At 63.9% G+C, this 19,687-nt stretch carries 21 protein-coding genes and 2 pseudogenes; 15 read left to right on the top strand and 8 right to left on the bottom strand.

What is annotated here, in order from left to right:
* Positions 1-519: pseudogene (locus tag F8237_RS27615) on the bottom strand (TetR/AcrR family transcriptional regulator); the annotation flags it as partial.
* Between the two features lie 149 nt (positions 520-668).
* On the opposite strand from F8237_RS27615, the gene F8237_RS27620 reads away from it, so the two are divergent.
* The 3 genes and pseudogenes from F8237_RS27620 to cynS all read left to right on the top strand — a co-directional run bounded on the left by F8237_RS27620 (position 669) and on the right by cynS (position 2,438).
* On the top strand, positions 669-1,205 hold the full coding sequence (locus tag F8237_RS27620; RefSeq protein ID WP_151649368.1) for an OsmC family protein: 537 nt from the start codon (positions 669-671) through the stop codon (positions 1,203-1,205).
* A gap of 78 nt (positions 1,206-1,283) precedes the next feature.
* Positions 1,284-1,934, top strand: a pseudogene (locus F8237_RS27625) (ABC transporter ATP-binding protein); the annotation flags it as partial.
* A gap of 15 nt (positions 1,935-1,949) precedes the next feature.
* Positions 1,950-2,438 (top strand): cyanase, encoded by a 489-nt coding sequence (gene cynS, locus F8237_RS27630; protein ID WP_008135039.1) that lies wholly within the window; start codon positions 1,950-1,952, stop codon positions 2,436-2,438.
* A 113-nt stretch (positions 2,439-2,551) separates the two neighbouring features.
* Here cynS and F8237_RS27635 read toward each other — a convergent pair whose 3' ends face one another.
* Entirely contained in the window at positions 2,552-2,875 is a 324-nt protein-coding gene (locus F8237_RS27635) for a DUF1476 domain-containing protein (RefSeq protein WP_151649369.1), read from the bottom strand.
* A gap of 319 nt (positions 2,876-3,194) precedes the next feature.
* Between F8237_RS27635 and purC the strand changes: the two genes are divergently transcribed.
* From purC to F8237_RS27655, 4 genes are read left to right on the top strand one after another with little or no spacing between them, the layout of a single operon-like run.
* Entirely contained in the window at positions 3,195-3,962 is a 768-nt protein-coding gene (purC, locus tag F8237_RS27640) for a phosphoribosylaminoimidazolesuccinocarboxamide synthase (protein ID WP_171944915.1), read from the top strand.
* Positions 3,963-3,974: 12 nt separating this feature from the next.
* A complete protein-coding gene (purS, locus tag F8237_RS27645) occupies positions 3,975-4,214 on the top strand; it encodes a phosphoribosylformylglycinamidine synthase subunit PurS (RefSeq protein ID WP_015685059.1) in 240 nt (79 codons plus the stop codon).
* Positions 4,214-4,915, top strand: a complete 702-nt coding sequence (gene purQ / locus F8237_RS27650) for a phosphoribosylformylglycinamidine synthase subunit PurQ (RefSeq protein WP_151649370.1) — start codon at positions 4,214-4,216, stop codon at positions 4,913-4,915. The genes purS and purQ overlap by 1 nt, the downstream gene beginning before the upstream one ends.
* Positions 4,912-5,886 carry a tripartite tricarboxylate transporter substrate binding protein BugD gene (locus tag F8237_RS27655; protein ID WP_151649371.1) on the top strand — a complete coding sequence of 325 codons (975 nt, stop codon included), beginning with the start codon at positions 4,912-4,914 and terminating at the stop codon, positions 5,884-5,886. The genes purQ and F8237_RS27655 overlap by 4 nt, the downstream gene beginning before the upstream one ends.
* Before the next feature lie 66 nt (positions 5,887-5,952).
* Here F8237_RS27655 and F8237_RS27660 read toward each other — a convergent pair whose 3' ends face one another.
* Entirely contained in the window at positions 5,953-6,918 is a 966-nt protein-coding gene (locus F8237_RS27660) for a DMT family transporter (protein ID WP_151649372.1), read from the bottom strand.
* Between the two features lie 75 nt (positions 6,919-6,993).
* On the bottom strand, positions 6,994-7,473 hold the full coding sequence (locus F8237_RS27665) for a PaaI family thioesterase (RefSeq protein ID WP_151649373.1): 480 nt from the start codon (positions 7,471-7,473) through the stop codon (positions 6,994-6,996).
* Between the two features lie 183 nt (positions 7,474-7,656).
* Between F8237_RS27665 and purL the strand changes: the two genes are divergently transcribed.
* Positions 7,657-9,867, top strand: a complete 2,211-nt coding sequence (purL, locus tag F8237_RS27670) for a phosphoribosylformylglycinamidine synthase subunit PurL (protein ID WP_151649374.1) — start codon at positions 7,657-7,659, stop codon at positions 9,865-9,867.
* Positions 9,868-9,987: 120 nt separating this feature from the next.
* Here the strand turns inward: purL and F8237_RS27675 are convergent, their stop codons facing one another.
* Positions 9,988-11,175 carry an acyltransferase family protein gene (locus F8237_RS27675; RefSeq protein WP_151649375.1) on the bottom strand — a complete coding sequence of 396 codons (1,188 nt, stop codon included), beginning with the start codon at positions 11,173-11,175 and terminating at the stop codon, positions 9,988-9,990.
* A gap of 179 nt (positions 11,176-11,354) precedes the next feature.
* Between F8237_RS27675 and F8237_RS27680 the strand changes: the two genes are divergently transcribed.
* Positions 11,355-11,528, top strand: a complete 174-nt coding sequence (locus F8237_RS27680; protein ID WP_151649376.1) for a DUF1328 domain-containing protein — start codon at positions 11,355-11,357, stop codon at positions 11,526-11,528.
* A 75-nt stretch (positions 11,529-11,603) separates the two neighbouring features.
* On the opposite strand, the gene F8237_RS27685 is transcribed toward F8237_RS27680, so the two are convergent.
* The gene (locus tag F8237_RS27685; protein WP_151649377.1) at positions 11,604-11,963 is read right to left on the bottom strand and encodes a DUF427 domain-containing protein; all 360 of its coding nucleotides are present in this window, start codon (positions 11,961-11,963) and stop codon (positions 11,604-11,606) included.
* Positions 11,964-12,157: 194 nt separating this feature from the next.
* Between F8237_RS27685 and F8237_RS27690 the strand changes: the two genes are divergently transcribed.
* Entirely contained in the window at positions 12,158-12,394 is a 237-nt protein-coding gene (locus F8237_RS27690; RefSeq protein ID WP_015685068.1) for a BolA family protein, read from the top strand.
* A 39-nt stretch (positions 12,395-12,433) separates the two neighbouring features.
* Positions 12,434-13,627, top strand: a complete 1,194-nt coding sequence (locus tag F8237_RS27695) for a low temperature requirement protein A (protein WP_162006412.1) — start codon at positions 12,434-12,436, stop codon at positions 13,625-13,627.
* Between the two features lie 13 nt (positions 13,628-13,640).
* Here the strand turns inward: F8237_RS27695 and egtD are convergent, their stop codons facing one another.
* Both egtD and egtB read right to left on the bottom strand, forming a co-directional pair.
* On the bottom strand, positions 13,641-14,612 hold the full coding sequence (gene egtD / locus F8237_RS27700) for an L-histidine N(alpha)-methyltransferase (RefSeq protein WP_162006246.1): 972 nt from the start codon (positions 14,610-14,612) through the stop codon (positions 13,641-13,643).
* A gap of 51 nt (positions 14,613-14,663) precedes the next feature.
* Positions 14,664-15,962, bottom strand: coding sequence for an ergothioneine biosynthesis protein EgtB (egtB, locus tag F8237_RS27705; RefSeq protein ID WP_162006247.1), 1,299 nt, complete (start codon positions 15,960-15,962; stop codon positions 14,664-14,666).
* Positions 15,963-16,202: 240 nt separating this feature from the next.
* Between egtB and grxD the strand changes: the two genes are divergently transcribed.
* The 4 genes from grxD to F8237_RS27725 are packed head-to-tail and all read left to right on the top strand — an operon-like array spanning position 16,203 to position 19,677.
* Positions 16,203-16,529 carry a Grx4 family monothiol glutaredoxin gene (gene grxD / locus F8237_RS27710; protein WP_201280160.1) on the top strand — a complete coding sequence of 109 codons (327 nt, stop codon included), beginning with the start codon at positions 16,203-16,205 and terminating at the stop codon, positions 16,527-16,529.
* A 3-nt stretch (positions 16,530-16,532) separates the two neighbouring features.
* Positions 16,533-17,084, top strand: a complete 552-nt coding sequence (locus F8237_RS27715; RefSeq protein WP_151649381.1) for an O-acetyl-ADP-ribose deacetylase — start codon at positions 16,533-16,535, stop codon at positions 17,082-17,084.
* 45 nt (positions 17,085-17,129) lie between these two features.
* Positions 17,130-18,416, top strand: coding sequence for a serine hydrolase domain-containing protein (locus F8237_RS27720; protein ID WP_151649382.1), 1,287 nt, complete (start codon positions 17,130-17,132; stop codon positions 18,414-18,416).
* The gene (locus F8237_RS27725) at positions 18,397-19,677 is read left to right on the top strand and encodes a serine hydrolase domain-containing protein (RefSeq protein WP_151649383.1); all 1,281 of its coding nucleotides are present in this window, start codon (positions 18,397-18,399) and stop codon (positions 19,675-19,677) included. Before F8237_RS27720 ends, F8237_RS27725 begins: the two co-directional genes overlap by 20 nt.
* The last annotated feature ends 10 nt before the right edge of the window (positions 19,678-19,687 follow it).

Consider the following 19,687-nt stretch of genomic DNA (forward strand, 5'->3'; position numbering starts at 1 on the left):
TCACACCGCCTCGAGCTGATCCGCGCGCTTCTTCTTCGCTTTGGATTGGCCGAGCAGGGGGCCGGCGGTGAGCGCTGCCGTATCCGCCACGCCGGGATCGCGCGAGATCATCGCCGCGACGATCGCGCCGTCGATGATGAGGCCGAACTGGTGGGCCAGCACGACGGGCTCGCTCGAGCCGAGTTCGCCGGCGAGCTTCTCGATATGGCCGAGCACGATCTTCTTGTGCTTCAGCGCGATGTTGCGGAACTGCTTGGCGTCCTTGTCGTGCTCGCCGACGGCGTTGATGAAGGGGCAGCCGTAGAAGCGCTCTTGCGCGAACCAGCTCTTCAGCGCGGGGAAGATCCGCGTCAGCTTGGCCTGCGCGTCGCCGCCGCCGTCTTCCATGGCGCCGATGAACCATTCGCGCCATTGCTTGCCTTCGCTCTCCAGCACCGCGTTGACGAGATTGGTCTTGGAGCCGAACAATTTGTAGAGCGTGGTCTTCGCGGTGCCGGCTTCCTCGATGATCGCGTCGATGCAAGGGACCGCTGATCAATCCGCAGGCAGGCATCGCTAAGCGGCTCCAATGCTTCGCCTTTTGTTTTTTGCCTGATCTGGCACGCTCCATGCAAGGAAACAGACCGTTCGGTATCCTGCCGTTTTCCACGGCTGCCAGGGAGAATATGATGACTGCCGTCGTTCAAAAGACAGTGCTGACGGGGTGCCTCGCACCCATCGACAAGAATGGCCTCGAACAACTGATCGCGAGCGGCAAGGCCAATCCGAAGGTCATCAAGACCTTGAAAAGCAAGACGGTCGCGGAAGGCAAGTTCCGCCACGCCAACTACATCCGCAACCTGCCGCCCTACATCGTGGACGAGCCGCCGGGACTTCTGGGCGACGATACCGCGCCCAATCCGTCGGAAGCCTCGCTCGCTGCGTTGGGCTCCTGCCTCGCGGTCGGCCTGCACGCCAACGCCGTGCATCGCGGCTGGATCGTCAACAAGCTCGAGCTCGAGGGCGACCTCAACATCACCGCGGTCTGGGGCACCGGCGACATGTCGGACAAGCCCGTCGGATTTACCGATGTGCGCGTTAAGGTCGACATGGAATGCGAGGGCATCTCGCAGGACGAGATCAACGCGCTGGTCGCCCATGTGAAGAAATGGTCGCCGGTCGCCAACACCTTCACCCGCCCGGTCAATCTCGAGGTTGGCATCTAGGCTGACGGCAACAGGACAGGGTGCGGGAGACGATCATGGGTTCACTGGCTTTATCGCGGGTCGAGACTTTGGATCAGCCCGCACCGCACCGTGCTTGGCAATGTCTCCTATGCCGTGAGCTCGAAATGGCGGAGCTGGAATCGCGCCAGGGTCAAGGCGCATGCGCAGACCTTCATCGATCTCGTCGGCCTGACGGGCTCGGAGCACAAGCGCCCCTCGGAGCTGTCAGGCGGCATGAAGCAGCGCGTCGGCATCGCCCGTGCGCTGTCGATCACGCCGAAGATCATGCTGATGGACGAGCCGTTCTCGGCGCTGGACGCGCTGACGCGCGGTACGCTGCAGGACGAGGTGCGACGCATTTGGCTCGAGACCGGGCAGACCGCGTTCATGATCACCCATGACGTCGACGAGGCGATCTACCTCGCCGACAAGATCTTCCTGATGACCAACGGCCCCGGCGCGGTGCTGGCGGAGGTCGTCGAAAATCCGCTGCCCAGAGATCGCGGCCGCACCGACCTGCACCGCCATCCGCTCTACTACGCGCTGCGCAACCACATCATCGATTTCCTGGTGACGCGCAGCAAGACTTTCACCGCCGAGAAACCCGATCACGATCCGCGCAACGTGCCCGTCGTGCATATCGGCAAGCCCGGACTGACGATCGCATCAAACGGCGAAGAGCAACGACAGACCTGGACACCCGGGACCAGTCCCGGATTGACTGCTTAAGAAGGGAGACCTGACATGAAACGCGAAGACCTCACCGAGAAGCTGCTCGACATCAAGCGCGAGAAGGGCTGGACCTGGAAATACATCTGCGAGCAGGTCGGCGGCTATGCCGAGGTGCTGATCGTCGGTGCGATCCTCGGCCAGATGAAGCTGACGAAGCCGCAGGCGGCGAATGCCGGTGAGCTGTTCGGCCTGTCGAAGGCCGAGACGGCGATGCTCAACGAGGTGCCGATGCGCGGCACAGGCACGCCGATGCCGCCGACCGATCCCTTGATCTACCGCTTCTACGAGATGGTGATGGTGAACGGTCCGGCCTGGAAAGCGCTGATCGAGGAAGAGTTCGGCGACGGCATCATGTCGGCGATCGACTTCGACATGGGCATCGAGCGCGTCGCCAACCCGAAGGGGGACCGCGTCAAGATCACCATGAGCGGCAAGTTCCTGCCGTACAAATATTACGGCGCCAGCGGCAACGTGCCGGAGTACGGCTTCAAGGAGGGGTGATTTACACTCCGTCATCCCGGGGCGATGCGGAGCATCGAACCCGGAATCTCGAAATTCCGGGTGCGGTCCTGCGGACCGCCCCGGAATGACTGCGAGTGTGGACGCGCTTCGCGTTACTTGCCCGCCTTTACCTCGGCAGCCGCCACCGCGATCAGCTCGCTCATCTTGGCGCGAATCGTCTGTTCGGTGATGGCGACGTTCTTGGCGGCGAAATCGGCCATGACCTTGCGCAGGACGTCGGCGTCGCCGGCTTCCTCGAAATCGGCTGCAACGACTTCCTTGGCATAGGCCGCGGCGGCCTCGCCGGTGATTCCGAGCTTTTCGGCAGCCCACAGGCCGAGCAGCCGGTTGCGGCGGGCTTCCGCCTTGAATTTCTGCTCCTCGTCGAGGGCGAACTTCTTCTCGAAGCCTTCCTCGCGCTTGTCCAACGTGCTCATGCCTTTTCCAATTCTCTGCTGACTGGACCCGGGGCCCTCGTTGCGAGAGTCCCGTCGCATGCCTAGATAGGGGGCACGAATCGGCAAAACAACAGGCCGTTAGCCGCAGGCAGGGCGGTATAAGTTGGCATCGAATGAGCCGGATCGATTGTGCTGGGACAGCCAATCGGATAGGTTGCCTGGAGGCTTGGTTCCCGTTCTGTTTCCTTGGGTTGCAGATGGGGTTCCGGGTCGTTCACGGCAGCTCCGCTGTGGGTCGTATTCCTGGTAACCGGAGCACACCAAATACATGGATTTCAACAAAACACGGTACATCCCCATGAGCCGTCGGCGTCGCATTTATGAAGGCAAGGCAAAGGTTCTTTACGAAGGCCCGGAGCCCGGTACCCTGATCCAGCACTTCAAGGATGACGCCACCGCGTTCAACGCGAAAAAGCATCAGGTGATCGAGGGCAAGGGTGTCCTCAATAACCGGATCTCGGAGTACCTGTTTCAGCACCTCAACGACATCGGGGTGCCGACCCACTTCATCCGCCGCCTCAACATGCGCGAGCAGCTGATTCGCGAGGTCGAGATCGTGCCGCTCGAGGTGGTGGTGCGGAACGTCGCCGCCGGCTCGCTGTCGCAGCGCCTCGGCATCGAGGAGGGCACGCAGCTGCCCCGCTCGATCATCGAATTCTACTACAAGAACGACCAGCTCAACGATCCCATGGTGTCGGAAGAGCACATCACCGCCTTCGGCTGGGCGACGCCCCAGGAGATCGACGACATCATGGCGCTCGCCATCCGCGTCAACGATTTCCTCACCGGCCTCTTCCTCGGCATCGGCATCCGCCTCGTCGACTTCAAGATGGAGTGCGGCCGGCTGTTCGAGAACGACATGATGCGCATCATCGTCGCCGACGAGATCTCGCCGGATAGCTGCCGTTTGTGGGACATCAAGTCGAACGAGAAGCTCGACAAGGACCGCTTCCGCAGGGATCTCGGCGGCCTCCTGGAGGCCTACACCGAAGTCGCAAAACGTCTCGGCATCCTCATGGAGAACGAGCGTCCGGCGGGCTCCGGCCCGGTGCTGGTGAAGAGCTAAGGGGATTTCGACGTGAAGGCACGTGTCACCGTTACCTTGAAAACGGGTATCCTCGATCCGCAGGGCAAGGCGATCGAGGGTGCGCTGAAGTCGCTTGGCGTAGACGGCGTCGCCAGCGTCCGCCAGGGCAAGGTGTTCGACATCGAGCTCGCCGGTGCCGACAAGGCCAAGGCGGAAGCGGCGTTGAAGGACGCCGCCGACAAGCTCTTGGCGAACACCGTGATCGAGAACTACCGGGTGGAACTGCTCTGATGAAGGCCGCGATCCTCGTATTTCCCGGGATCAATCGCGAACGCGACATGGCGCGCGCGCTGAGACTCATCTCGGGCCATGAGCCCGCGATGGTCTGGCACGCCGAGCCGTCGCTTCCCGCGGGCACCGATCTCGTGGTGGTGCCGGGCGGCTTCTCCTACGGCGACTATCTGCGCTGCGGCGCGATTGCGGCGCGATCGCCCGTGATGAATGCGGTGCGCGACTATGCGGCCAAGGGCGGCCTCGTGCTCGGCGTCTGCAACGGCTTCCAGATCCTCTGCGAATCCGGCCTGCTGCCGGGCGTGCTGATGCGCAATGCGCAGCTGAAGTTCATCTGCAAGGACGTGCATCTGCGCGTCGAGCGCTCCGACACTCCGTTCACCCGCGGCTACAATGCGGGCCAGGTGATCCGTGTGCCGGTGGCGCACGGCGAAGGCAATTACGAGGCGGACGAAGAGACCATCAAGCGGATCGAGGGCGAGGGGCGGGTGCTCTATCGCTATTGTTCCGCCGACGGCGCGGTCGACGAGAGCCACAACATCAACGGCGCGGCGCATTCCATCGCCGGCCTTCTCAACGACAAGGGCAACGTGCTCGGCATGATGCCGCATCCCGAAAACCACGTCGAAGACATCATGGGCTGCACCGACGGCCGCGGCCTGTTCGCGGGCCTGGTCCAGCATCTGGAAAAGGCCGCGTGATCTGGTTCGCGGCGAAGCGGCTTTCGGCCGCCATTGCTGTCTTTGCGTTTGCGTCCGCTTCGTTGGCGCAGGACTTCCCCAAGCGTCCGGTCACCATGATCGTGCCGTTCGCGGCCGGCGGTACCTCGGACGTGATCGCACGTACGGTCGCCGAGCAGATGGGCATCGCGCTCGGCCAGACCATCGTGATCGAGAACGTGGCCGGCGCCGGCGGATCGACCGCGCTGGCGCGCGCCTCGCGCGCCGAGCCTGACGGCTACACCATCGCGATCGGCAACGCCGGCACGAATGCGGCGACCTACACGATCTATCAGAAGCTGCCGTTCACGCCCGAGTCCTTCGTGCCGATCGGAATGGTGGCGAAGACGTTTGGCATCGTTGCGCTTCGCAAGGATTTTCCGGCGAAGGATCTGAAAGAGTTCATCGCCTACGCCAAGGCCAATCCCGGCAAGGTCAATCTCGGCCACGCCGGCGTCGGCTCGTCGAACTATCTGATCTGCAAGAGCTTCGTCACGGCGGCCGGGATCGACGCGACGCTGATCGGCTATCGCGGCGCCGCTCCCGCGCTCACCGACGCGATCGGCGGCCAGATTGACGGCGTCTGCGATGCCGCCGCCTCCGTCTCGCAGTCGATCAACGAGAAGCTGGTGAGGGGACTCGTGGTCGGCTCGACCGTGCGGCTCGCCACGGTGCCCGATTTGCCGACGTCGGCGGAAGCAGGCCTTGCCGAATTCGAGGCGCAGGGCTGGAACGGCCTGTTCGCGCCCAAGGGCACGCCGCCGGCCATCATCGCGAAGCTGAATGCCGCCGCGCGCACGGCGGTGGAAACCGATGCGGTGAAGAAGCGTTTTGCCGAGCTGTCGACCGTTGCGCCCGACGACAATGAGCATACGCCGGAGGTGCTCCAGCAGCTCGTGACGCGCGACGTCGAGAAGTACCGGAAGATGCTGGCGGACGACGCCAAGCAATAGCGGTCCGGACTATGGCTTGCGCATGATCTTTTCGGAAAACCGCTGCACACTTTTCCGGATCATGCTCTACCGCCACTTCAGCCGTCCCGCCGGCACCGTCATCGCGGCGACGCCGGCCATGACCAGCAATAGCCCTAGCGCCAGGTTCGACGGCACGCTCTCGCCGAGCAGCAGCACGGACAGGCCGACGCCGATCGGGATGCGCAGATACCCTTGCGCGTTCGTCGTCAGCGTACCGAGCCGTCCGAGGCACATGTAAAACAGCATTAGCCCCAGCGCGCTGGAAACGATGCCCATGACGATGGTTGCGACGATCGCCGTCGGCGTCGGGTGCAGCGTCCAGGGTTGGTCGATGATCAGCGCGGGCGGCAGCAACACCAGGCCGCCGAACAGCAGCGAGCCTGATGCCACCACCATCGGGTCGTATTCGGAGAGCCGCAAGCCGAAGATCGTCGCGCAGGCAAAGGAGATGGTGGCGAGCAGGATCGCGATCTCGGCGATGATCTCGCTGCCGAAGCCGCGCAGCGCGTCGAGGCCGACGATCACGACGGTGCCGGCAAGGCCGAGGATCGCGCCCGCAAGCTTCAGCAGCGTGGCCGGCTCGTGCCGCGTGATCAGCGAGGTGATCAGGAAAGCGAAGATCGGCGTCGTCGAAGCCAGCACCACCGTATTCGACGCCGGCACATATTGCTGCGACCAGGTGATGATCAGGAACGGAAACGTCGAGTTGATCAGCTGCTGGACCGCGAACAGCTTCCAGGCCTTCAGGTCGGTCGGCAGCCTGAGACCCCGCATCCAGAGGATCGCGACCAGGAAGGCGGCCGCGATCAGCGAGCGCGCGGAGATGAAGGTGATCGGCGGGATGGTGGGAAGCGCGAGCTTGGCCAGCGGATAGGTCGAGCTCCAGCAACAGGCGAGCGCGAACAGCAGCGCATAGTCGCGCCAGTTGCGCGCGCCGGTGGCGGTCGTGGATGGCAATGGCGATGCGACGGAGACCGCTGTGCGGCCCGCCCTTGATGTGCTCTGCGGCACCTTGGTCCTGCTCCCCGGCGCGATAGCGCTTGGCCCAACTGTGGGCGAGGGGACGCGAAAAGGGAAGGTGTCGAGCTATGCGTTTGGCTGCACGGCCGGCTTCCGCTTTACCCGCTTGATCGTGCCGGAGAAGGTGAACAGGGGCCGCCCGCCGGATGTCAGCTTGCCGCGCAGGAAGATCATCGAGCCGCCGGCGCGGGAGACTTCGCCGACGCACTCGATCAGCTCGCCCTCGCGTGCCGCGTCGAGGAAATCGCAGGCGAAATTGGTGGTTACCGCCGGCCCATCCAGCTCGTGGGTGGCGATTGCGAACAGGCAATAGTCGGAAAATGCCATGAAGCAGCCGCCATGGACGTTTCCGGAGCCGTTGAGGTGCTTTTTCTCGACCCGGAAGGCGCTGCGGACGCTGCCGTCATCCTCGACCTTGTGCCAGAACGGGCCGATATGGCTCTCAAAACTGTCGCGAATCCAGGTTCGCCAGCCCTTAAATTCGCCCTCGGTGGCGATGTGCAGGTCGGGGCGGCGGGACGGGGGCGCTTTGGTCAATTCGTGCAAGGAAATGGGCCTTCAATTACGGGTCTTCAGCCCTTAAATCCGATCCGTCAGCGCCTTGCAATTCCTGTTCCCGCCGACCCCGCCTGCAAAACGTGGGACAGCGGGAAAATGCTTGATAAAGGGCTTTTCGTAGGCCCCCGATGTTCCTAAGAACGGCCACAGCACGCCGAAAGCCCCGAATCCATGAAGAACGAACCCAAGATCACCCCCGAACTGGTTGCCGCCCACGGGCTCAAGCCCGACGAGTATGAGCGCATCCTGAAGCTGATCGGGCGGGAGCCGACCTTCACCGAGCTCGGCATCTTCTCGGCGATGTGGAACGAGCACTGCTCGTACAAATCCTCGCGCATCCATTTGAAGGGCCTGCCGACCAAGGCGCCCTGGGTGATCCAGGGCCCAGGCGAGAACGCCGGCGTGATCGACATCGGCGACGGCCAGGCGGTGGTCTTCAAGATGGAGAGCCACAACCACCCGAGCTATATCGAGCCCTATCAGGGCGCGACCACCGGCGTCGGCGGCATTTTGCGCGACGTGTTCACCATGGGCGCGCGTCCGATCGCCTGCCTCAATGCGCTGAGCTTCGGCGCCCCCGAGCACGCCAGGACGCGGCATCTCGTCTCCGGCGTGGTCGCCGGCGTCGGCGGCTACGGCAATTCCTTCGGCGTGCCGACGGTCGGCGGCCAGGTGCGTTTTCACACCCGCTATGACGGCAACATCCTCGTCAACGCGATGGCGGTCGGCCTCGCCGACACCGACAAGATCTTCTATGCCGCCGCCTCCGGCGTGAACATGCCGATCGTCTATCTCGGCTCCAAGACCGGCCGTGACGGCATCCACGGCGCCTCGATGGCGTCGGCCGAATTCGACGACAAGTCCGAGGAGAAGCGCCCCACCGTGCAGGTTGGCGATCCCTTCGCCGAGAAGCTGCTGCTGGAGGCCTGCCTAGAGATCATGGAGAAGGGCTGCGTCATCGCGATCCAGGACATGGGCGCGGCGGGGCTGACCTGTTCGGCCGTCGAGATGGGCGCCAAGGGCGACCTCGGCGTCGATCTCGATCTCGATGCGGTACCGACCCGCGAGACCGGAATGAGCGCCTACGAGATGATGCTCTCGGAGAGCCAGGAGCGCATGCTCATGGTGCTCAAGCCCGAGAAGGAAAAGGAAGCCGAGGCGATCTTCAAGAAGTGGGGCCTCGACTTTGCCGTCGTCGGCTACACCACGCCGAGCAAGCGCTTCGTGGTCAAGCATGGCGATGACGTCATGGCCGATCTGCCGATCAAGGAGCTCGGCGACGAGGCGCCGCTCTATGACCGCCCGCATGTTCCCTCCGCCGCGCTGCCGGTCGTGCACGCGCGCGAGGTGCCGGCGCCGATGGGCATCGGTGGCGCGCTGGAGAAGCTGATCGGCACGCCCGACATGTGCAGCAAGCGCTGGGTCTGGGAGCAGTACGACCACGTCATTCTCGGCAACACCTTGCAGCGTCCGGGCGGCGATGCCGCCGTGGTGCGCGTGCAGGACGGGCCGAAGGGCCTGGCGCTGACCGTCGACGTCACGCCGCGCTATTGCGAGGCCGATCCCTATCAGGGCGGCATGCAGGCGGTGGCGGAAGCCTGGCGCAACATCACCGCGGTCGGCGGCAAGCCGCTCGCGATCACCGACAATCTCAATTTCGGCAACCCCGAGCGGCCCGAGATCATGGGCCAGTTCGTCGGCTGCCTGAAGGGCATCTCGGAAGCCTGCCGGACGCTCGACTTCCCGGTCGTCTCCGGCAACGTCTCGCTCTACAACGAGACCAACGGCCGCGCTATCCTGCCGACACCCTCGATCGGTGGCGTCGGCCTGCTCGACGATTTCACCAAATCCGCGTCACTCGCCTTCAAGGCCGAGGGCGAGGCGATCCTGCTGGTCGGTGAAACGCACGGCTGGCTGGGCCAATCGGTTTATCTGCGCGACATCTGCGGTCGCGAGGAGGGCGCTCCGCCGCCGGTCGATCTTTCCGCCGAGAAGCGTAACGGCGATTGCGTGCGCGGCATGATCCATGCGGGCACCGCGACCGCCGTGCACGACCTCTCCGACGGCGGCCTCCTGATCGCGCTGGCCGAGATGGCGATGGCGAGCGGCATCGGGGCGAAGTTGCTGGCGGCGCCGACTTCGCTTGTCTCACAGGCCTATTGGTTCGGCGAGGACCAGGCACGCTATCTCGTCACCGTGCCGGAGGCGGAGGCAGGTCTCGTGCTTGCCAAGATGCGCGGCTGCGAGGTGCCCTGCGTGCGGATCGGCACCACCGGTGGTGATGCGATCGCGATCACCGGCGAGGCGCCGGTTACGATCGACGCGCTGCGCACGTCGCACGAGCGTTGGCTGCCGGAATATATGGGCGGCAAGGCGGCGTAAGCGCTGCCGCGAACGGCGTCATTGCGAGGAGCGAAGCGACGAAGCAGTCAAGACTGTCTCTACGGAGAGACTCTGGATTGCTTCGCTTTGCTCGCAATGACGAGTGGAGAGACCTCGTCCTCATAACACGTGTGACGCGCCCGGAATTTTCCGCAACGCCGCCGTCAGTCCCCAGCTCAGGATTACTGTGAGCACGAAGCCGATTGCGGCCTTCACGATCGCCGGCCAGCCGTAGTCGAACAGCACGTACTGGATCCACAGCGCGATCGGGTAATGCACCAGGAACATGCCGTAGGCATCCGCCTGCATGCGGTCGAGCAGGTTCGGCCCGGGCGACTTCTGGTGCAGGAAGAAGGCGAGGATCGCGAGCAGGATCGAGCCCGAGAACAGCACGAAGAACGTGCTGTAGATCGCCTGATACCAATGCGGCTGCGGGTCGGGATTGCCGAGGACTTCGCGCTTGATGTAGATCATCACCCACATCAGGCAGTAGGGGATCAGCGTGATGATCACCCACGTCCAGCGGCTCTTCGGCAGTTGGCCGTCGGCGCCGAGAATGCCGCGGTCGAAATTCGCAGCACCAACGCTGACGCCAATGAAGAAATACGCGAAGTAGAGCAGGATGCGGCTCGCCTGCACCGAGAACGGCCCGAACTCGAACCATTTGCTGCCGCCGAAATAGAGCAGTGCCGGCACGTAGACGATGACGCCGACGCCGGCGAGCAGCAGCCAGAACATTGCCGGCTGCTCGAAGCCGCGCAGCGAGACGCGGTTGACCGGATCGACCAGATGCGCCGAGACGCGGTAGAGCAGGCTCGCGGTCAGGTCGAACGCCAGCAGCACCCACACGAACCAGATCGGGCCGCTCGGCCACGGGCCTGAGGTGATCGTCTTCCACCAGAACGAAGCAAAGCTCAGTTCGGGGTCGTGCCGCAGCGCGATCGCGTAATAGGCGAGCGGAATGACGGTGAAGGCCGCGATGACGAAGGGCAGCCCGAGCCGCAGCAGGCGGTCACGCAGGAACACCTGGGGCGCCTTGCGCGCGATGCCGGACCACGTGAACAGTCCCGACAGGAAGAAGAACATCGCCATGAAGAAGCTGTCGGTGGCGAGCACGACGACGTCGAAGCCGATCCAGGACGCGGGATCGGTGTGACCGAAATAGGTGTAGGGAATGACGGCGTGATGCAGCAGCACGACCAGCGTCAGGAAGGTCCGGGTTCGATCGAGCGACAGATTGCGCGCCCTGGCCTTCGGCGCGGCCTGCGCCTCCGCACCGATCGTCGCGGAATGTGACATCGTGATCATGGCGGCCCCGGTCGCGCTTCTTTCCCGGTCCGACTGTGCCGCCCGGAACCCGATTCAGCAAGCGCAGTTTGTGCCAGGGTACCGGCGAGGGACCCGAAGGAACCTGTTCCGCGCTGCGAAGTTAGCGTTCCCGAAGAGGTTGAGCGGCCGCTGAGTGCTGCCTTGAGTCGGAGTTGGCGATGACGATCCTGAAATGGGCACTGATCTTCTTAGTTGTTTCGATCGTGGCCGGCGTGCTCGGCTTCACCGGCATCTCGGCCGCCTCCGCCGACATCGCCCGCTTCCTGTTCTACGTGTTCGTCGTGATCTTCCTGGTGCTGCTGATACTGGGGCTCACGATCTTCAGGGTGTAGCCGGGCTGCATCCACAGACTCAATCGTCATGCCCGGGCTTGTCCCGGCCATGACGGAGTTTATCGAGCCAAACAGCTACCCCACTTCCTCGATCTTCACCTTGTCCGGATAGAAGGCGAGGTGGCCGGAAATCTCGGTCATCGCGGGGAAGGGCGTCTCGTAGGTCCAGATCGCGTTGTCCAGTGTCTTGCCGTCGGCCTTGACGCTGTAATAGCTCGCGTCGCCCTTGTAGGGGCAATGGGTGACGCGTTCGGTACGCTCCAGCAACGCCATGTTGGCGTCCTGACGCGGCACATACTGTACCGCCGGATATTTGGCCTCCTTCAAGGTCAGCGCCTTGCTGGTCTCGGCGATCACGATGTCGCCGGCCGTGACGCGGACCCGGCGGGGGTTCGGGATGATGGTGATGGGGTGGTCGGGCCCTGGAAGCTTCATGATTTCACGCCTTTTCGATCGATCTGCCGCGCGCGGCACTTTTGTCGTGCCTTTATCCTGACGGGATGGGAGATATAGTGCCGGGAGGCGTGACGTAGAAGGCCGTTCACGCTAAGTTTGGCCCTGCCGGCAAGTTTGGTTTTCCAGATCGGGACCCCGGCAGCGATTCGACGACGAGACAGGAGCCAGCCCGAATGCCCATGGACGCCCACGATATCGAGGCGATGATCAAGGCAGCGATCCCCGATGCCGAGGTGACGATCCGTGACCTCGCCGGTGATGGCGACCACTATGCCGCGACCGTGATCTCGGAATCCTTCCGCGGCAAGTCTCGCGTCCAGCAGCACCAGATCGTCTATCGGTCCCTTCAAGGCCAGATGGGCGGCGTGCTGCATGCGCTGGCGCTGCAGACCGGGGTGCCGGGCACTTGATCTGACGAGCACCTGACCTGATCGCGACGGGGGGCGATGATGGCTGCGGACAACCCGCGCGGCGCGATGTTTCGCGTCATCGTGCCGAACCAGCACAGCCGCGTCACCAATGCCGAGCTGTTCTTCGATCTCGTCTTCGTCTTCGCCGTCACGCAGGTTTCGCATACGCTGCTGCACCATTTCACGCCGCTCGGCGCGGTGCATGTCACGGTGCTGTTTCTCGCGGTGTGGTGGGTGTGGGTCTACACGACCTGGGTCACCAACTGGCTCAATCCCGAGCTGACGCCGGTCCGCATCCTGATCTTCCTGATGATGCTGGGCGGCCTCGTGCTGTCGACGACGATCCCGACCGCGTTCGAGGGGCGCGGCCTGTGGTTCGCGATCGCCTATGCGACCATGCAGGTCGGACGGACCGCGTTCTGGCTGTTCGCGACTCCGCACCATCGAACGGCGGTGCGGCACAACGCTATCCGCATCCTGGTCTGGCTCTGCTGCTCCGCGATCTTCTGGATCCTCGGCGGCCTCGCGCATGACGAGGCGCGGCTGTGGTTCTGGATCGTGGCGCTCGCGATCGAATACATTTCGCCCGCGGTGCGGTTCTGGGTCCCGAAGCTCGGCTTCTCGTCGGTCGAGGCCTGGGCGGTCGAAGGCGGCCATATGGCCGAGCGCTGCGCCGGCTTCATCATCATTGCGCTCGGCGAAGCCGTCGTCGTCAACGGCGCGACCTTCGCCGAGCTGGAGTGGACCGCGGACAACATCCTGGCCTTCGTGTCCGCGCTGGTCAGCGCCGTCGCGATGTGGTGGATCTATTTTCACAAGGGCGCGGAAGCCGGCTCCGAATTGCTGTCGAAATCCGCCGAATCCGGCCGCTTGGCGCGGCTCGCCTACACCTATCTGCACCTGCCGATCGTCGCCGGCATCATCCTGACCGCGGTCTCGGACGAACTGGTGCTGAAGCACCCGACCGGACATTCCGACATGCGCACCATCGTCAGCACGATCGGTGGTCCCTTGGTGTTCCTGGTCGGCACCATCCTGTTCAAACACGCGATCCGTGGTTTCCTGCAGCTCTCGCACGGCATCGGCATCGTCATGCTGCTGGTGCTGTGGTGGTTCGCACCAGAGCTCTCGCCGCTCTGGCTGTCGGTAGCGACCGCGGTGATCATGATCGTGGTCGCGGTATGGGAGTCGGTGTCGCTGGGATCAAAACCGCAGGAGGCCGAGGAGTACTAAGCTCCCGGCCCGTCTACTCCGCCACCTCCAGCGCGTGCACCGAGAACATCTTGGCTGCATCCGTCCAGCTCTCGCGCACCCGCCAGCCGGCGCCCTGCGCCAGCGCGGCAAATCGCGCGATGCTGTACTTGTAGCTGTTCTCGGTGTGGATGCTCTCGCCGGGGCGGAACGAGAAGCTGGTGCCGAGCAGGCGCACGGTCTGGTTCTTCTTGCTGATCAGGTGCATCTCGATCCGGTGCCGCTCGCGATTGTAGATCGCGTCATGGGTAAAGGCGGACAGGTCGAAATTGCCGCCGAGCTCGCGGTTGATCCGCACCAGCACATTGAGGTTGAAACGCGCGGTGACGCCGGCCGCATCGTTGTAGGCGTCGTGGAGCACGCGCTCGTCCTTCTCCAGGTCGGCGCCGATGATCATCTGTGCGCCCTTGCCCAGGATCTGGCGGGCGCTCTTCAGGAAGGCCTGTGCCTCATGCGGCTCGAAATTGCCGATGGTCGAGCCGGGGAAGAAGCCGACCTTGGGCATTGAGTCGACGGCCTTGGGCAGCTCGAACGGCGTGGTGAAGTCGGCCGCCACCGGATAAATGCCGAGCGTGGGGAAATCCCGCTTCAGGCCGTTCGCCTGCGCCTTCAGGAAGTCGCCGGAGATGTCGACGGGCACATAAGCCGCGAACTTGCAGTGGTTCAGCAGCAGCCGGACCTTCGTGGTCGCGCCCGCGCCGAACTCGACCAGCGCCGCATGCTCCGGAATGATCCTGGCGATCTCGCTGCCGCGCTCTTTCAGGATCGATAGCTCGGTGCGCGTCGGATAATATTCGGGCAGGCGCGTGATCGCCTCGAAAAGCTCGGAGCCGGTCGCGTCGTAGAAATATTTCGGCGACAGCTTTTTCGGCTGCTGCGACAGGTCCTCGATGGCCTCGCGGGCGAAGGCGGTGGTCTGTTCGTCGGGGAGATGGGCTTCGGCCAAAGCGCTGGCGTGCACATTCATGATACTCTCCTGAACGCGCTGTCCGGCGCGCATTTGTCGTCGGATGTGAATTTACTCGTAATCGGCGAGCCGCAGTCCCGTGAGCTGCCAGCGGTGGTGCGGATAGAAGAAGTTACGATAAGTTATACGGCTGTGGCCTTCCGGGGTTGCAAGCGAGGAGCCGCGCAGCACCAGCTGGTTGACCATGAACTTGCCGTTGTATTCGCCGAGCGCGCCTTCGACCGCGCGATAGCCGGGGTAGGGTGAATAGGAGGACCGGGTCCACTGCCAGACGATCCCGAAGGCATCGTTGAGCGCGCCCGCGCGTGCGGCGACCTCCCATTCCATCTCGGTCGGCAGATGCTTTCCAGCCCAGCGCGCGAACGCATCGGCCTCGTAATAGCTGATGTGGCAGACCGGGGCGTCGGGATCGATCGGCTTGAGCCCGGCCAGTGTCATCACCTGCCATTGGCCGTCGACCTCGCGCCAATGGCCCGGGGCCTGCCAGTCGTCCTTGCTGGCGGCAGCAAAGCCGTCCATCAGCCACAGCGTTGCTTTCGCGTAGCCGCCGTCGCGCATGAAGGCGAGCCATTCGGCGTTGGTGACGAGATTGCGGGCGACCTTGACCGGGCCGACGAGGGCGCGATGCGCCGGCTTCTCGTTGTCGAAATGGAAGCTGTCGTCGACATGCCCGACGGTGTGGATACCCTCATTCAAAGACAGCCAATCTTCGCCCGCGCGTGTCGCGGCCGGAAAGCGCCAGTCCGGATCGTAAGCCGGCGAGACGGGATTTTGTGCGAAGGCATGCAGGATGTCGGTGAACATCAATTCCTGATGCTGCTGCTCGTGGTTGAGCCCGACCTCGACCAGCGGCGCCAAGGCCCGGAGCTTGTCCTCGCCGGCCTCGCGGAAGAATTGGACCACGGCCGCATCGACATATTTGCGGTAGGTGCCGACCTCGCCAGCACTTGGCCGGGTGATGTCGCCGCGATGCCCCCGTGCGTGGCGCGGGCCGGCGCTGACGTAATAGGAATTGAACAGGAATGCGAAATCGGGGTGGAAGGGGCGGTAGCCGGGCGCGTGCTCGCCGAGCAGGAATTGCTCCCAGAACCAGGTGGTGTGGGCGCGGTGCCATTTTGCCGGACTCGCGTCCGGCATGGACTGGATCTGCTGGTCCTCGGGCGACAGGGGGGCGGCCCGGCGCTCGGTCTCGTTACGGACGGTGACAAAGGCGTCTTCCAGCCGCTGGGCGAGGTTGCCCGGGGCGGAGGACGGTGACGAAATCGGGGATACGGCCGTAGCGGAGGCTTGTTTCGTCACGTTTTTCTCCAGACAGGACAAGAGAACGTTGTTTGCGTTGCCCGGTTCCAAAACCGGGGTTTGTCCTAGATAGGGGCTCCGTTACGGTATGAAAGTCCTCCCTGGTAATGATATTCGTGCCATCATGTAATGAGCCCAGCGTGGTCAGGACCGGCTGCCGAAGGGCTGTTCGCCGGCATTTTACTTTGGATGCACAACGGTTTGGGCTACATATATAGGCAGGTATCGGGTTAAATCGGCTGAGCCGGCCCGGAGTGGTTGTTGAGGGCTCCGCCCCAGAAGGACATGGATATGAGCATCGAGGAATTCATCGCCAACGAAGTGAAGTCGAACGACGTGGTTCTGTTCATGAAGGGGACGCCGCAATTTCCGCAGTGCGGTTTCTCCGGCCAGGTCGTGCAGATCCTCGACCACATCGGCGTCGGCTATAAGGGCCTCAACGTTCTCGAATCGGCCGAGCTGCGCAACGGCATCAAGGAATTCTCGAACTGGCCGACCATCCCGCAGCTTTACGTGAAGGGCGAGTTCGTCGGCGGCTGCGACATCGTCCGCGAGATGTTCCAGGCCGGCGAATTGCAGCAGCTCTTGTCCGAGAAGGGCGTCGCTGCCGCGGCCTGAGGCGTGCCTGCGCTGACGCGCCGGATCGGCGGCGCGCAGCTCGAGGTCATCGTTGCTGACATCACCACACTGAGCGTTGACGCCATCGTCAACGCAGCCAACACGTCGCTCCTTGGCGGGGGCGGCGTGGACGGCGCGATCCATCGGGCGGCCGGGCCCGACCTGGTCGCCGAATGCCGGACGCTCCACGGCTGCAAAACGGGCGACGCCAAGATCACCAAAGGCTATCTGCTCAAGGCCGCGCATGTGATCCACACCGTCGGACCGGTCTGGAATGGCGGCACGCTGGGCGAAGACGATCTGCTGGTCTCCTGCTATCGCCGCTCGATGGAGCTGTGCCGGGAGCACGAACTGACCTCGCTGGCATTCCCCGCGATCTCGACCGGCGTTTTCCGTTTCCCCGCCGACCGGGCAGCCGATATCGCCGTCCGTACGACGATCGAAGAGCTCCCGGCCGCGCCATCCGTTGCTCGCGTCGTGTTCTGCTGCTTTGCAGAGCCGAGCGCCAGGCTCCATGCCGAGGCGCTTGCGCGACACAGCGGCCCTTGTGCCTGATGACGCCGTCAGTACACTCCGCCCGCCACGTTCCGGGGAGGGGCTATGATTTCACAGTCTGGACTGCGCGCGTTCGTCTGCGGCACGCTGGTAGCGTTAGGCACGATCACGCTCGCGCGTGCTGAGGGCACCTACGAGATCCCGGCCGGCGCACATTTCAATCAGGAGAAGCTCTCGAGGATCAGCGAGTTCTTCAAGAATGAGGTCGCGACCGGCAAGATCGCCGGCGCAACCGTGTTGATCAAGCAGCACGGCAAGCCGGTCTACCACGAAGCCTTCGGCGTGCAGGACGTGGCGAGCAAGGCGCCGATCACGGACAAGACGATCTTCCGCCTGTTCTCGATGAGCAAGGCGATCGCGTCCGTCGTCGCCGTGCAGTTGATCGAGGACGGCAAGATCAAGCTCGATGATCCCGTCTCGAAATACATCCCGTCCTTCGCCAATGTGAAGGTCGGCGTCGAGAAGAAGGCCGACGACGGCACCAAGTCGCTCGAGCTCGTGCCGCCCACGCGGCCGATGACCGTGCTCGATCTGATGCGCCATACCTCCGGCGTCACCTATGGCTTCTACGGCGACAGCCTGGTGCGCAAGGCCTATCGCGACGCCAATATCTATGCCGGCGATTTCGACCTCGCCGAGTTCGCCGAGCGCATCGCCAAACTGCCGCTGCACAATCAGCCGGGCGCGCTCTGGCAGTACGGCCACTCCACCGACATCCTGGCGCGCGTGATGGAGATCGCGACCGGCAAACCGCTGCTCGACATCGAGCGGGAGAAGCTGCTCGATCCGCTCGGCATGGTCGATACCGGCTTCTTCGTCACCGATCCCGAGAAGCAGAAGCTTCTGGCGCAGCCGGTGCCGAACGACAGCGATTTCCGGGTCGGCCGGATCAACGATCCGACGGTCGTCAAGAAGATCCAGTTCGCCAGCGGCGGCATGGTCACGACCATGGCGGACTACGAGCGCTTTGCACAGATGCTGCTCAACGGCGGCAGCCTCGACGGCAAGACCATCCTCAAGCCCGAGACCTTCAAGCTGATGGTGACCGACCAGGTCGGCCCGGGCTCCGGCGTCGATCGTGATTACTTCTACTTCCCCGGCGACGGTTTTGGCTTCGGCCTCGGGCTTGCGGTCCGCACCGATCCCGGCAACGCCAAGCCGCCGCCGCCCGGCGATCTCGGTGAGTTGAAGTGGGACGGCGCCTCCGGCTGCTATTTCGTGATCGACCCCAAGCAGGACATGTTCTTCGTGCTGCTGGAGCAGACCCCGACCGAGCGCCAGCGCGTGCAGCGGACATTGAAGCAGTTGGTCTATGAAGCCATGGAGAAGTGACGCGTTCGGGCGCCGCGCTCTGATCGCGGCGCTCGTCCTTCTGTTCGGGGCCGTCGGCGCGAAGGCGGGTCCGGACGGACGGGCCGCGCACGACTTCTCGCCCGAAGGCCTGGCAAGAGTCTCGGACTACATCCGGAACGAGGTCGCCGCCGGCACGTTTCCGGGCGCGATTCTGCTGCTGCAGCAGCACGGCAAGCCGGTCTACTATCAGCAGTTCGGTGTCCGCGACGTCGCCACTGAGATTTCGATGAGCGCGGACACGATCTTCCGCCTTTATTCGATGTCGAAGCCGATCACGTCGGTCATGGCGATGATGCTGGTCGAGGAGGGCAGGCTTTCGCTCGACGATCCCGTCGCGAAATACATTCCGGCCTTTGCCGGGATGAAGGTCGGGGTCGAGAAGAAGGCCGCGGACGGCAAGGCGCTGGTGCTGGAGCCGCTGGAGCGTCCGGTCACGATCAGGGATCTGCTGCGCCACACCGCGGGACTGCCTTACGGCTATCAAGGCGGCGGCGCGGTGCGCGAACTCTATGATGCGGCCAAGCTCTTCGACAGCGATCTCAGCAATGCCGATTTCGTGGCGAAGGTCGCCGCGCTGCCGCTGGTCGAGCAGCCCGGCACGGTGTGGGACTACGGCCATTCCACCGACGTGCTCGGCCGCGTCGTCGAGGTGATCTCGGGAAAGACGCTGCTGCAGTTCGAGAAGGAGCGGCTGCTCGATCCGCTTCACATGACCGAGACGGCGTTCTTCGTTGCCGATCCCGCCAAATTCCCGCGTATCGCCGAGCCGATGCCGGCCGACCGCAACATCAATCCGACCACGCAGCTTCGCGATATCAGGCGGCCGGTGGCATGGGAATCGGGTGGCGCCGGCATGGTCGGCACGATCGGCGACTACGCCCGCTTCGCGCAGATGCTGCTGAACGGCGGCAGCTATGAGGGGCGGCGCTATCTCAAGCCCGAGACCATCGCGCTGATGGCGTCGGACCACATCGGCCCCGAGACCAAAATCGCGCGCGACCAGAATTATTATCCGGGCGGGAGTTCCGGTTTCGGCCTCGGCTTTGCCGTCCGCACCTCGGTGCCATCAGGCACGTCGTGGCCGCTCGGTGAATATCGCTGGGACGGCGTCGGCGGCACCTTCTTCTTCATCGATCCCGAAGACGATGTGTTCGGGATCTTCATGGTGCAGACCCCGTCGCAGCGCGGCCGGATTCAACTGGCGTTGAAGACGCTGATCTATCAGGCGATGGGGCGCTGACGTTTCGTAG

The sequence above is a fragment of the Bradyrhizobium betae genome, from assembly GCF_008932115.1.
Lineage (GTDB): Bacteria > Pseudomonadota > Alphaproteobacteria > Rhizobiales > Xanthobacteraceae > Bradyrhizobium > Bradyrhizobium betae.